Origin of the sequence: Pseudoglutamicibacter albus (genome assembly GCF_031458175.1) — a bacterium.
Taxonomy (GTDB): Bacteria; Actinomycetota; Actinomycetes; order Actinomycetales; family Micrococcaceae; genus Pseudoglutamicibacter; species Pseudoglutamicibacter albus.
Window position 1 is genome coordinate 1,066,199 of record NZ_JAVDXX010000001.1, and the last position, 13,215, is coordinate 1,079,413.

General features: G+C 60.5%; 12 protein-coding genes. 3 read left to right on the top strand and 9 right to left on the bottom strand.

The genetic code is table 11. From position 1 onward, the window contains the following. Nucleotides 1-69: 69 nt before the first annotated feature. The 7 genes from J2S67_RS04680 to coaD all read right to left on the bottom strand — a co-directional run bounded on the left by J2S67_RS04680 (nucleotide 70) and on the right by coaD (nucleotide 6,501). Nucleotides 70-1,023: a glycosyltransferase family 2 protein gene (locus J2S67_RS04680; protein WP_310246744.1), complete on the bottom strand. Its 954-nt coding sequence runs from the start codon at nucleotides 1,021-1,023 to the stop codon at nucleotides 70-72. Further along, a complete protein-coding gene (locus tag J2S67_RS04685) occupies nucleotides 1,023-2,006 on the bottom strand; it encodes a CDP-alcohol phosphatidyltransferase family protein (RefSeq protein ID WP_310246746.1) in 984 nt (327 codons plus the stop codon). The genes J2S67_RS04680 and J2S67_RS04685 overlap by 1 nt, the downstream gene beginning before the upstream one ends. After that, the gene (locus J2S67_RS04690) at nucleotides 2,003-3,061 is read right to left on the bottom strand and encodes a glycosyltransferase family 2 protein (protein WP_310246748.1); all 1,059 of its coding nucleotides are present in this window, start codon (nucleotides 3,059-3,061) and stop codon (nucleotides 2,003-2,005) included. The genes J2S67_RS04685 and J2S67_RS04690 overlap by 4 nt, the downstream gene beginning before the upstream one ends. Then, nucleotides 3,061-3,897 carry an ABC transporter ATP-binding protein gene (locus tag J2S67_RS04695; protein WP_310246751.1) on the bottom strand — a complete coding sequence of 279 codons (837 nt, stop codon included), beginning with the start codon at nucleotides 3,895-3,897 and terminating at the stop codon, nucleotides 3,061-3,063. Before J2S67_RS04695 ends, J2S67_RS04690 begins: the two co-directional genes overlap by 1 nt. Next, the gene (locus J2S67_RS04700) at nucleotides 3,881-4,732 is read right to left on the bottom strand and encodes an ABC transporter permease (RefSeq protein WP_035757182.1); all 852 of its coding nucleotides are present in this window, start codon (nucleotides 4,730-4,732) and stop codon (nucleotides 3,881-3,883) included. Before J2S67_RS04700 ends, J2S67_RS04695 begins: the two co-directional genes overlap by 17 nt. A gap of 136 nt (nucleotides 4,733-4,868) precedes the next feature. Beyond that, on the bottom strand, nucleotides 4,869-5,924 hold the full coding sequence (locus J2S67_RS04705; RefSeq protein ID WP_310246754.1) for an LCP family protein: 1,056 nt from the start codon (nucleotides 5,922-5,924) through the stop codon (nucleotides 4,869-4,871). A gap of 112 nt (nucleotides 5,925-6,036) precedes the next feature. Next, nucleotides 6,037-6,501: a pantetheine-phosphate adenylyltransferase gene (coaD, locus tag J2S67_RS04710; protein WP_239446510.1), complete on the bottom strand. Its 465-nt coding sequence runs from the start codon at nucleotides 6,499-6,501 to the stop codon at nucleotides 6,037-6,039. 124 nt (nucleotides 6,502-6,625) lie between these two features. Here coaD and J2S67_RS04715 point away from each other — a divergent pair, with 124 nt between their 5' ends. The 3 genes from J2S67_RS04715 (at nucleotide 6,626) to J2S67_RS04725 (ending at nucleotide 9,655) form a co-directional block, all read left to right on the top strand. Continuing rightward, nucleotides 6,626-7,975: an aminotransferase class I/II-fold pyridoxal phosphate-dependent enzyme gene (locus tag J2S67_RS04715; protein WP_310246757.1), complete on the top strand. Its 1,350-nt coding sequence runs from the start codon at nucleotides 6,626-6,628 to the stop codon at nucleotides 7,973-7,975. Nucleotides 7,976-7,977: 2 nt separating this feature from the next. Next, nucleotides 7,978-8,907, top strand: coding sequence for a spermidine synthase (locus tag J2S67_RS04720; protein ID WP_310246759.1), 930 nt, complete (start codon nucleotides 7,978-7,980; stop codon nucleotides 8,905-8,907). Between the two features lie 73 nt (nucleotides 8,908-8,980). Further along, on the top strand, nucleotides 8,981-9,655 hold the full coding sequence (locus J2S67_RS04725) for an RsmD family RNA methyltransferase (protein WP_310246762.1): 675 nt from the start codon (nucleotides 8,981-8,983) through the stop codon (nucleotides 9,653-9,655). A 14-nt stretch (nucleotides 9,656-9,669) separates the two neighbouring features. On the opposite strand, the gene J2S67_RS04730 is transcribed toward J2S67_RS04725, so the two are convergent. Continuing rightward, the gene (locus tag J2S67_RS04730) at nucleotides 9,670-12,021 is read right to left on the bottom strand and encodes an ATP-dependent DNA helicase RecG (RefSeq protein ID WP_084590485.1); all 2,352 of its coding nucleotides are present in this window, start codon (nucleotides 12,019-12,021) and stop codon (nucleotides 9,670-9,672) included. Further along, nucleotides 12,018-13,202, bottom strand: coding sequence for a DAK2 domain-containing protein (locus tag J2S67_RS04735; RefSeq protein ID WP_310246766.1), 1,185 nt, complete (start codon nucleotides 13,200-13,202; stop codon nucleotides 12,018-12,020). Before J2S67_RS04735 ends, J2S67_RS04730 begins: the two co-directional genes overlap by 4 nt. Between the last annotated feature and the right edge of the window lie 13 nt (nucleotides 13,203-13,215).

A 13,215-nucleotide genomic window follows, 5' to 3' on the forward strand; every position in this document is an offset into this window, starting at 1 on the left:
AACGTCCAAACAGAAGATGGACGCAGGGTTAACTCGCCCCATCATCTCACACCGAACCTACTGGCTGGCTCATATCAGCGGCGGGCGCCCGTAGCGAGCCATCCGCAGATGCGTTGACCACTTCAAAGGAGGCCGCGGATGGTGATACCACGGCGAGCCTTCCCAACCGGACTGGAAACCTTCCCAGTATTGCCGTAAACCTCGAGGGTCCTTCCGCATTCTCACGGTTTGCCCCAACGCCCACACCATCGGGTAGATCCACTTGAACGGCGGACGCAAGTTTCTGCGGGCCAGCCACACACGGTTACGTGCATTCAGGCGATAGAACTCTTTATGCCGGCGGGCATCAACCACGGGGTGGCCGACACGCATGTCACCTGCATACCAGACTCGGTGGCCTGTGTCCCATATACGCCACGCAAGTTCGATGCCTTCGTGCGCGTACCAGAAACCACCAGCCCACCCGCCGGTTTCGTCGAAGAGGTGCCGAGGCATCACCAAGCAGGTCTCCCCTACGTGGAACACGTTGCTGGAAACATCTGGAGTGCGTTTCCAGATACGCGGCGTCCAGCGGCGGGGCGACTCACCTGGTTTAGCAGGGTCCACGATCTGCGGTTGTAGCAGGCCCATGGACGGGTGTTGGCGGAAACGCTCAACCGCCTCCGCTATGAAGTCGTTATCCAAAAGCCAGGAGTCATCATCCAAGAACATGAGGTACTCCCCATGCACGTACTCAACCCCAGCATTCCGGCCAGCCGGGATACCAAGGTTCTCTTCGAGCTTGACGCCCTTGACCCCATCAGGCAGCCCCACTGGCTGCCAGCCGTTGCCGACCACCGCGATGTTGACGTTGACGTCCTTCTGACGCCGCAACGAACGCAACGCACGAGCCAGCTCGGCAGGCCGCTGCCCCATCGTGAGCACTACAACACCGACTGTGGGTGTGCCTTCAACCATGAGGTGCGGTTGACGGCGGCCAGCTGAGCGTAGCTTCCCGATCCGACGCTTGAAGGATGAGAACATCAGTTCTCACCGCTTGTACGCACAGACGCGTCCGTAGCACCCGTGAGTTCTACAGGTTGCGCTTGAACGTCCTCGGGGCGCTTATACTCCCAGCCGGTCGATAGCGGCGCTAGGCGCGCAGAGAACACCTGGGCACAGAAATGTCCCACATTCACACCCACTGTGGCAACGAGCAAGACCCATATGACCCACGATTCGGCAACAACCGGCTGGCCAATCACCGCAGAGACAATCGAGGCCGCAAAGAAGATGAGGCTCAACTCAACCGCGTGAAGCATGCGGTGAAACGGAACAAACCGCGCCATGCTGCGCAAGCGTCCAATCAGCGAAGCTGGCGGCATCGCTCGGGCCTCTGAGGTGTCCGGGAGCTTCTCAACACCGGCGAAAGCGCGCGAGGCATGCATCATGATCGATTGCGAGCGATTCATCAACAGCAAGACACCCAACGTTGCCCCGGCCCAGGCCGCAGCCCATCCGTCCGCGGTGAACGCACCCGGGGAGACCCCCATCGCAACCCGCACGCCCACACCCACAGCAACGGCCGCTTCAGTTGAGTGGTGCGCGACCATATCGATGAAGATGCCTTTAGGTCCACGGACGCCGCGCCAGCGCGCCACTTCCCCGTCACAGCAGTCGAGGTAGAGCTGAACCTGCGAGAGCACCACTGCGATCAACGGGCCCCAGATACCCGGGATCAGCATTGCCGCCCCCATGAACCAGCCCGTGATCATCATGAGCGTGGTGACCTGGTTCGCGGTGATCCTGGTCTTGACGAGCACACGCGTGAAATAGATCGAGATGTGGCGGAGATACAGCTCAGCGGTCCAGTGTTCTGCGTTCTTGCGCGCCCGCACATGCGGAGGCTGGCACACGGCACGCAGTTGGGCGAGCGTGGGGTTCGCCGGCCGGATCAACCCGTCCGGACCAACCGGGACGGTGCCGTCAGCAGAAACCTGCAGATTCGATGGAAAATTGTGGGTCATTTGACTCTCGAAGTGTCCTTGACGTCGCCGGCGCCCATGATGCGGCCACGGATGAAGCCGGCCGCCCAGGTTCCGTGCATTGTCGGCAATACCCGCGCGAGCAATCTTTTCTCCTTCAACGGCAGCTCACGGCCGGCATGCCAAGCGGCCCCTAGGATGCCGAGGCCGTAGCCGATCGGGGCTATCGCGGCCGCGGTACTCGCTTTGCGCAGGGCCGAGCCCTTCGAGGTGAATGGACGGATCATAAGTCCGATGATGCCCGCGCCGAAGCCGATCAGTGCAGCGGGAGGCGCATAGTGTTTCAGGCGCGCGCCTCCTGGGCCTCGTCGCCCTAGTTCCCCACGCCACACGCCTGATGCGAAGGTCTGGCGGGCAAGAGCCCCGAAGTTATCGCGGGGGTAATAGCGGACTCGCAGCCGAGGGTCGAACCACACCGTATGGCCGGCCTCGCGGATGCGTTTGCACAGCTCCCAGTCCTGGGCGCGGATCATGGTCTCGTCATAGAGGCCCACGATCTCGAAGATCTCGCGGCGGAAAACACCAAGATAAGCGGAATCAGCGGGGCCGGCCTGCGCGCCGGTGTGGTACGGGGCGTTCCCCAAACCGAACGGCGACCTATAGGCCGCAGCGACTGCACGCTGGATCGGGTTGGTGCCTTGGGCGTCCATGATCCCGCCAACATCGGCGGCCCCGGTCTCTCTCAACGCCTCAACCGCGATCCGCGTATAGCCCGGGCTCAAAACAGAATGGCCATCCACGCGGATGATGACATCCGCGTCGACCGCTTCAATCGCCCGGTTCAAACCTGACGGCGTGTTACCGGCCGGATTCTCCACAAACAGCACACGCGAATCTTCTGCCGCGATCCGCTGCACGATCCGTTCAGTACCGTCATTGCTGGGGCCCACCGCTACAGCGACCTTCTGGGATCCTTCATATTCCTGATCCAAAACTGAGGCGATAGCCTCCGCAATATAGGCGGCCCCGTTCAGCACAGGGATCACATACGCAACCGTTGGATTCGCCTTCAGCTGCGGCAACGCATTCTTCGTCATTAGCCTCGTGACCTCTGATACGCCTTGACGACCTCTGGGGTGTCCCCGTCCATCATCAAGACACCCTTTTCAATCCAAATAGTTCGGCTACAGGTATCCTGAATCGATTTCATCGAGTGGGACACCAAGAAGACGGTGCCGGCGCCGTCACGGATCTCACGGATCCGCTTCTCCGAACGCTTACGGAAAGCCGCGTCTCCCACGGACAAGGCTTCATCGACAATCAGGATGTCGTGGAACTTCGAAGCCGCGATCGAGAACTTCAAACGCGCCTGCATACCTGACGAATACGTGCGCATCGGAAGGTCGATGAAATCTTCAAGGCCCGCGAATTCAACAATCTTGGGGCGCAGCTCTTCGATTTCATGCATCGAAAAACCCAACGCCAAACAACCCAATGTGATGTTCTCATCGCCTGAGACGCTCGGGATCAAAGCCGCACCAACGCCAAGGAGGTTCGGGCGGCTTGAGGCGTAGGTTGCGCCCTCAGCTGGTGGGGTGAGGCCCGTGATGGCTCTCAGTAGCGTCGATTTTCCGGAACCGTTCGAACCGATAATGCCGATGGATTCGTTCTTGTACGCAACGAAACTGACACCTTTGAGCGCGTGCACTTCACGAACGCCGCGCATCCGCTTCTTGAAGATGCCTCCGCGACTGTTCGCCCCGGCCGAGCGGCCTGAAGAGAACGCCTTGTATTTCACGTGGAGGTCATCCACGATCACAACCGGTTGACGTTCAGGGTCGATGCGCAGCTGCTCGTCACGGCTCGGCGGAACGGGCTCGGCCACGCCTTCTTGCTCTTTCTTAGGTTGTTCCTTTTTAGGAGACTCGGCCATAGAGTTCCTCCGCTCGCCAGAAGAATACGGTGCCAATCACGAACAGGCCCACAGCCCAACCCGCTACGACTGCCCACGCCATCGGATCAAACGTGTGGCTACCACCCAAAACAAGTCCGCGTGCGATGGTGAGGACCTGATAGATCGGGTGGAAGTCATACACGGTGATCACGGCTGGCCACTGAGCCAGGATGTTCTCGACCGAGAACAAGACACCGGATGTGAAGAAGAAGAAACGGTTCACGACCGGCAGCAGCTGCGTCAGGTCGTGTGTGTGCACAGTCAAACGTGCAAACAGGAATGCAACCCCTGTGTTGAAGATCGCATAGAGCGCGAATAGCGGGATGATCAAAAGCCACTGCCACCGTGGCCAGTAGCCCAGTGCCATGACGTATATGAACATGACGCCCAGCATCGGAATCTGAGTGAGGATCTGCTGGATCACGATCGAGAACGGAAGGGTCGCGCGCGGGAAGGCTAGCGACTGCACGAGCGCACGGTTACCCGTGATAGAGCGGGCGCCGTCGCTCATCGATTTGGAGAAAAACTCGATGAGGAACACGCCGATCACCACGAACGCCGCGAATCCAGGCGGGCGCCGGTCTCCTTGCAGGACACCGAAAATGAACCCGTACATCAACGCGTTGAAGGTAGGCTTCAGAATCTCCCAGAACACACCCAAACGGTTCTGAGAATTGCGTGCACGGATCTTGGACTGTGCAAAGACAATGGCGAATCGCCTGCGCCGCCAGGTCTCTCGATAATAGGCGAAGAGGCCAGGGCGCGCGCCCACACGGCTCAGGCCGTGGGACTGTGCCAACGCTGGGATGTCCATAGACGAGCTACTGCTTCCTCTAATGATGCTGGCCGTACATGCAAAACGGCCAGCTTGGTGTGAAAGATTCTATCTGTTCGTGTGTTGCTCACCTTAGCGCGCATCGACGGCTCAGATGCAATCGGTGTGCTGCCGCTTACTTTTTCTTATCTTCGGGTAGCGCCGCATAGTAATCCGCGACCGTGTCGTTGCGCAGGGCTTCCGCGAGCGCATCGATCGCGGCTTGGTCAGGCAAAACGATCGACTGTCCGTCCAGGCTTGTACCTGTACCTGCGGTTGGCAGCGTGAAGCTCACGATGTCGGAGGCACGTACGTTCTTCATCTGCAGTCCCAGCCCGGTGAGCAGGGATGGGTCAGAGAATTCTTCGTCCATGGAGATGTATGGGGCTATGGAATCCACGACCTTGAAGAGCTTGGCCGGGTTAGACAGGGTCTCCGCGCTCAGGACTTTCCCAAAGACAGCTTTGAGGAACTTCTGTTGGTTTCGTACGCGCTGATAGTCGCCGTCGGGGAAGCTCTTACGTTCGCGCACAAAGCGTAGGGCCTTGTCGCCGTCGATGTGAATCTTGCCCTTCGGGTAGTGGTAGTCGGTGTCGTGGGCGATGAAGTCGTATTCGTTGTCGACTGTGACGCCGCCGATTGCTGTGGTGAGGTCGCGGAATCCTTGGAAGTCGATGATCGCTACGTGGTCGATGCGGGTGTCGAGCCGTTCTTCGAGGGTCTGGATGAGTAGCGGGACGCCGCCGTTAGCCATTGCGGCGTTGAGTTTTGCCTCGCCAAGGCCTGGGATCGAAATCCAGGTGTCTCGCATAAGCGAGATGACGTAGACCTTATCGCGGCTTTCCGGGATGTGAACGAGCATCATGGAGTCGGAACGCCGGTCAGTTGCGGTCGCGTTCGGGTCGATAGCCGCCCGCTTGCCTTTACCGGGGCCGCCGTCCGCGCCAAGTAGCAGGATGTTCATGGAAGTGTCGCCTGGGTCTTTGACCGGGCGGTCTTCCTCGTCCGGGAAAGCGCTTGCGATTGTGCTGGTTTTCTCGAAGGCACGCCCGAATTTTGAGGCCAGGCCAAGGCCTGCTCCTGCGACGGTGACCATGATGATGAGCAGGCATCCCAGTACGATACGGCCGACGTGCACACGACGGTGCTTCACGCGGCGGGGCACATAGGTACCCTGCGTGGTTCCGTACATCAATGCTCCTCACGTAGTCGATCACGGCTATGGGCGCCCTGATGATCCAACGAAGCGACCGCTCACAGAAGTGATAGTCCCAAGTTCTAAGAATAGAGTCGTTTTGGGTTTACTAGGCAAATTTCGCAGCGACACTCTTGGGGACGAATTCGGTTATGTCTCCCCCGAGTGATGCAACTTCCTTGATCAGCGATGAAGAAACGTACTGATACTCCGGGTCTCCGAGAATGAATACGGTTTCAACGCCGGTGAGGTGGCGGTTCATGGAGGCCATCGGGGTTTCGAATTCGAAGTCCTGGCTGTTGCGTAGCCCTTTGAGGATGGCGCGCGCCCCTTTGCGAGCGCAGTATTCGGCTAGTAGCCCGTCCCCCATGGGTTCCACTGTGATGCCGCTGATCGCTGAGACCTGGTCGCGGATCATTTGGACGCGTTCTTCTTCGCTGAAACGGTATTTCTTTGCCGGATTCGTGGAGACGGCAACGATGACCTCATCGAAGAGTGAGGCCGCACGCATGAAGACCTCTAGATGGCCCTTATGGACAGGGTCGAAGGACCCTGGGCATACAACACGAGTCATGTGAACACTGTTTCATATTTTTCTGGGAACGTCGTCGAATTCGTACGGTTTGGGATGCATTCACAGGTTGTGGCGCGCAGCTATGCGCAGCGGCGTCCGTGTATGGGCTCGGTACTGTATAAGCATGGCCAGCATCAATGAGACCAGCACGAATACTTCAAACCCGGGCCAGCAGCCCCGCTTCTCTTCGATTCCTGCCTCACCCTCGATTGCGCCGTGGTTCCAGGGGGCGCGGCGAGCGCGTCTGGCGGGGGCTCATGGGCTGAAGAAAACTATCTTCGAGGAGGTTTCGGATCTTGCTGGGCTGCATGAGGCGGTGAATTTAGGTCAGGGTATTCCGGATAACGATGCGCCTGATGAGATCGTGGATATCGCTCAGCAGATGCTTGCGCGTGGTCATCATCAGTACGCTCCGGCAGCCGGTGTCCAGGATTTGAGGGTTGCGATCGCTGAGCATCAGCAGTCCTGGTATCGGGTGACGGTGGATCCGGATGCGCAGGTTGTTGTGACCTCAGGTGCTACGGAAGCTATCGCCGCGGCTGTGCTCGCGTTTACTCGTCCGGGCGATAACGTCGTGACTTTCGAGCCGTTTTATGACGCCTATGCGGCGTTGACTGGTTTTGCCCGGGTTGAATTGCGGACTGTCCCGATGGTTTTTGACGCTCAGACGGGCTCTTTTCAGCCGGATTGTGAGGCTTTGGCTCAGGCGGTGGATCAGAACACCCGCATGATCATCGTGAATGATCCGCATAACCCGACCGGATCGGTGTTTAGTCCGGACTCCCGCAAGTCGATCGTTAAGGCTGCTATTGAGGCTTCTGCTTTGATCCTCTCTGACGAGGTCTATGAGCACCTGGTCTATAACCAAAAAGGCGATGAGCGTCTGGGGCTTGCCAATGGTTTTGTGCCATTTGCTCACACGCCTGGGGCGTGGGAGCGAACCATCTCGGTTTCTTCTGCCGGGAAGACGTTCTCTTTGACGGGGTGGAAGGTCGGGTGGGCTACTGGCCCGGCTCAGTTGATCGATGCGTTGCGTACCGTCAAGCAGTATCTGACGTTCTCTACCGGCCCGATGTTCCAGCCGGCGATCGCTCATGGTTTGCGTTTGCCGCGCGAGTTCTTCACCCGCCGTGCTGTGCAGCTGGGTGAGAAAGTCAATGTATTGGTCGATGCGCTTGAAGACGCTGGCGCGAAGGTTGTGCGGCCACGTGGTGGATATTTCGTGCTGGCCGATATGGCGCCGTTGGGTATTGAGGATGCGACCGAGCTCGCTCAGGTGTTGCCTGAGAAGGCCGGTGTAGCTGCGGTTCCGGTCAGCGCCTTCACGACGCCTGAGTTTGAGGGCCGTTTCGCTTCATACTTGCGTTTTGCCGCTTGCAAGGACCAAGCGAGCGTTGAGGAGGGCGCGAAACGGTTGCGTACCTCGCTTGCTGATGCTGCGCGGGCGGTAGCGGGTGAAAGCGCTGGCCGGTGATCATGAGCGGAGTACACAACGCCGATGAGGCGTCAAACGTGAATGAACACCCCGATACTTCACGTCCGAGTGGGTCTCAGTTCCTTGGTAGCGAGGTTCTCAGTTCAGGGGCGGTAGCTGCTTGGTGGCGTTCCCCGTGGATCCCGGGCGGGTTGACCTTAGACATCGATGGGGCCGAACAGTCCACGGTTTTCCCGGATGATCAGTCGCGGCTTCTCTACGACTACCTTCAGTGGATGCAGGCCGCCCTCCAGCTGTGGACCCCACGCGGCGCCGGAACAGCACGCGGCACCGGAGAATCGGACCGCGCTGGAACATCGCAAGGCACTGCTTTCCGCGCTGGAACCTATATTCACTTAGGCGGCGGAGGTTTGTCTTTGCCGCGGACCCTTGCCGTCGCGGAACCAGCGAGCACCCACATCGTGGTGGATTTAGATCCTGACTTGATCGATACGGTCTTGGCGAAGGTTCCGTTCCCGGGCACCAACGCTCCGCACGTGATCGCCGGCGATGTGCGGGATGCCCTGCCTCGCGCGGTAGAGGTCGCCGGAGTTGCCGATGCTCTCGTGCTTGATATCTCGATCGAGCCTGATTCGCCAGCTCGCCTGTTCGATCCGGGGTTTATGACCGAAATGTTCGATGCGGTAGTCCCCGGCGGGCTTGTTCTCATCAACATCGGCGACGAGCCGGGTCTTGAGGCGACCCGCCGGATGGCTGACTCACTCAAGGCCGCCGGAGCTAGCTATTTCGTTGCCGCTGATTCCTCGATGTTCTCTCTCACGATGCCCGGCAACGTCGTGCTTGGTGCGCGGCGTTCACCCGCCCCGTTCACCGCCGAGGAGTTAGCCGCCCTCCACGCGGCAGGCCCGCGGCCAGGTACCGTGCTGAGCCCCGGTGAACTCGCCGCGGTGTTCGCAGGCCAGGCCCAATGATCCCCGCCACACGGACACGAACACATGAAACCGAACAGATGAAAACAACCGGGCAGCAACCTCAGGAGGATAAGTGAGCCGCATCATCGCAGGGGTCGCCGGCGGCCGAAGACTCACAAGCGTGCCCGGCCACGACACCCGCCCGACCACCGACCGCGTCAAAGAGGCCCTGTTCTCCCGCCTGGACTCTTGGGACGTCATCGCTGGCGCCCGCGTACTTGACCTCTTCGCCGGATCCGGAGCGCTCGGACTCGAGAGCTTATCGCGCGGAGCCCACAACGCGATCCTCGTGGATCACGCCCGCCCCGCCATCCAAGCCCTACGCGCCAACGCCACACTCATCAACAAGGAACTCAGCAACACAGCTCCCGTCAGCAACACAGCGCCCATCAGCAACACAGCGCCCATAAACAGCCCAGCGCCTGTCAATAGCACAGCGCCTGGGAAGGGCTGCGCGTACGGAGCCAGGGTTGAGCAGGCGAAGGCGGCAACGTTCCTCGCCAACTACTCGGGCGTCTCGTTTACGCTCGTCTTCCTCGACCCTCCCTACCCCATGAGCAGTGAGGAGGTGGATGAGCTTCTAGCCGCACTTGTGCCCCACCTGGCTCCCGATGCGGTCGTGTGCCTCGAGAGAGCCTCCGCCTCGCCTGCCCCACAGTGGCCGGACGGCCTTTCACCGCTCAAGCCACGCCGCTATGGGGAAACCACCCTGTATTTCGCCGAAACACCAGTAGCCGAAACCCCATAACCGCTCCAGAAGGCTTAGGAGCGTTGCAGATAGGCCGCGCTTTCGGAGTCTTCGAGTTCAGCCACGAGCCGCGCGAGTTCGGGGTGAGCCGCGCGCCAACCCGGCGCGACGATGCCGTGGGCGTCTTCGCGGGCCGCTTGGATCACATCGGCGTCCCTCATGACGCGTAGGAGGTTGAGCGTCGATTTCCCGCCCGACTGGCTTTGCCCCAGAATGTCGCCTTCACGGCGCAGTTTGACATCCTCCTCGGCGAGCGCAAAGCCGTCTGTGGTGGATGCGACTGTCTCGAGCCGTTCGACTGAGGGGTGTTGGTGTTCGAGGTTGGTTACCAAGAGGCAGGTTCCGGGCAGGTTTCCGCGCCCGATGCGTCCTCGTAGCTGGTGGAGTTGGGAGATGCCGAAGGCGTCGGCGTCGATGATCGCCATGACGGTGGCGTTGGGGACGTCCACTCCTACCTCGATGACTGTGGTCGCGAGCAGGACATCGCTGCGGTGGTTTTCAAAGTCGTCCATGGCTTGTGCTTTGTCGGCTGGGTCCATTCCGCCGTGGAGCACTCCGATGCGCACGTCCTTGAGGGCTGGGTGTCCCGCGAGTACTTCGTACATGGTTTCTAGCGGGGTCCGTTGCGTGTGGTTCTCTTGGGCTTGGACCTCTAGCGGAAGCATCCCTTCTTCGGGAGCAACTGTTGCTGCAGCGGAGCTAGGTTGTCCAGCGGAGCCAGGTTGCCCAGGAGAGCCGGCTGGTTCGTTGTGGTGTTGGTCTTCGCTGGCTGTGATGCGTGGAACCACTACGTAGGCTTGGTGGCCTTGAGCTACTTCGTCGCGGATCAGGGTGAAGATGCGTTCCTTCCAGGCCGGCAAGGCCAGCGGCACCACGAATGTTTTGACTTCGGCGCGTCCGGCTGGCAAGCCCTTCAGTGTCGAAACATCGACGTCCCCGAACACTGTCATCGCGACCGTTCGCGGGATCGGGGTTGCGGTCATGACCAGCATGTGCGGTGTCGCCCCTGCACCGTCGCGTAGTTTATCGCGTTGTTCAACACCGAAGCGGTGCTGTTCATCGACCACCACGAGCCCGAGCTCAGCGAACTGCACGTGCTCAGAGATCAAGGCGTGTGTGCCCACTACGATGCCTGCTTGCCCTGAAGCGGCAGCTAGCAGGGTTTCACGTTTCTGGGCGGTCTTGAGCGAGCCTGTCAGCAATTCAACCCGGGTTGCGGTCTCTGGGGCACCCAGCTCACCGGCCCGTGCCAGCTCCCCTAGCATCGAACGCAGTGTTGCGGCATGTTGTTGGGCCAGAACTTCAGTGGGCGCCATGAACGCGGCCTGCCCGCCCGCATCGACCACTTGGAGCATCGCACGCAGAGCAACCAGTGTTTTACCCGAGCCGACGTCCCCTTGGACCAGCCGGTTCATCGGATGCGAGCGTGCGAGGTCTGATGCGATCTGCTCCCCTACCTCGACCTGTCCCGGGGTCAGCGTGAAGGGTAGCGCTGCGTCGAAAGCCTCCAACAGGCCGCCTGTATGCTTGGGCCGCGGGACGGCGGTCTGCCCGGCGAGCTCCGCTTTGCGGTCGGCGAGGAATGTTTGCAGCACGAGGGCTTCTTGGAATACGAAGCGTTGCCGTGCCCGGTAGGCGGCTTGTAGGTTTTCGGGTTGGTGGATGGCTCGTAGCGCGGACACACGGTCTGGTAGCCGGTGGTGGGTGCGTAGTGGTGTGGGGATAGGGTCGGTGAAGGTTTCGGGGTCGATGCGCTCGAGTAGTTTCGCTTGGAGTGCGCGCATGCGGATCTGCCCGATTTTGCCTTTGAGCGGGTAGATCGGGAAGGGCTTGGCTTCAGCTTCTTGGTCTTCTCCGAGCAGTGTGTATTCGGGGTGTGAAAGTTGCAGTGCTCCTTTATATGCGGTGACTTTGCCGCTGAAGACTGCGCGGGTGCCTGGTGTGAGTTGTTGGGCGGCGAGGTAGCCGTTGAAGAAGGTCATGGGCATGAGTCCGCCGTCTTGTTCGGATTCGACTTCGATCTCGAGGAGGAATCCTTTGCGGCGGTGCATGCGGCGTTGGTGTGCGTGGATGACTCGGGCGGCTACGGTCACGTCTTCGCCGAGCGGGAGGTCGCGGACGGCCGTGAGCTCTCCTACGTCGAGGTAGCGGCGGGGGATGTGGGCGAGCATGTCTGCCACGGTGTCGAAACCGAAGGCTTTCTGGATCGCTTGGGCATCGCGCTTGCCCAGCGCCTCGATCAGTGCTGTGTCTGGGGTCAAGGTTGCTGAGGTGGCCGAGGTTGCTGCGCTTGCTGCGGTTGCTGTAGTGGCTGAGGGCTCGGCTGAGGCTGTTGCATCTGGCTGAGGGTTTGTTTCGGCGGTCATAGGTGGTTTGTCCCAGCGTGGTTGCAGCCTTGAGAGCTCTGCCCTGCAGTGTGCGGGCGTGTTGATTTGTGTTTGGCTAGGTGTTGTAGCGGCGTGACTGCGATGTCGGTGGGTTCCCCGGCTTTGCTGATGATCTCTAGCGCGGTTGTTTCGGTGGGGACGTGCACGTGCACCCTCCAGGAAAGTGTGTGCTCGCTGGTTGCAGCCTTCTGGCTCGGGTTGGCGTGGTTGTAGCCGCGGTACTCCGGATCGTGCTCTGAGACCGGTTCCATGGCGGACATGACAACGGAGTCCCCTACCGCATCGAGCGCGGCACGCATCAGGGCAGCATCGAGTGCCGATGCGGTCACGGTGCATACAACTTCCACACCATCGGCCGCTTCAACCTGTTCAATGCGGATCTCGCCTTGGTCATGATAGCCGGGCAAGTCACGATAAGGCTCTGGGTCAACGGCGGTGTGTGTGACTGCGGCGAGCAAACAGTTCAGGATGATCGCGAAACCGACCGCGCCGGCATCCACGACCGCAACATCAGTGAGGTCTTTCAACCGGACCTGTGTGTCCTCGGCTTCCCTCAACGCGGCCCGCCACGCCTCCTCGAGGGTTCCTATCAGCGCGGCAGGTTCGGTCTCGGGCCCGGTGAGCTGGCGCTTGCACTGTGGGACGGTGCGCTGTGGCACGGTGCCCTGTGGGACGGACTGTTTCTGGTGGCCGCGTTGTTTCTGTTGGCTGGCTCGTGCTCTGGCGGCATCACTTGCGGCTTCCATGACTGACAAGATGGTTCCGCCCACAGGCTCAGACAACGCGGCCCACGCCCGTAACCGTCCAGCTTCGAGACTCTCGGCGAGCGCCGGCGCGGTGAGGGTCGTGATTCCTGCGAGGGATTCACCCATCCCGAGTAGAAACACTGAGACGAGGGATCCTGAGTTTCCTTGGGCTGAGCCGAGCGCTTGCCGGGCAGCAGTTGCGAGGTGGTGCCCGAGGTCCCCGGTAGGTTCAGCCTCGGTGATGGCCTGGTGCACGGTGCGCATCGTCGCTACAAGGTTCGTTCCGGTGTCACCGTCTGGGACTGGGAAGACGTTGATCGCGTTGAGGGATTCCTGTTGCTTGGTTAGCTCGGTGACGCTGAGGCTCAGCCAGTCTTGGAGCCCTGAAAAGTCCGCGCGGATTGCCTGCGTCACCGTGCCCTCCCTC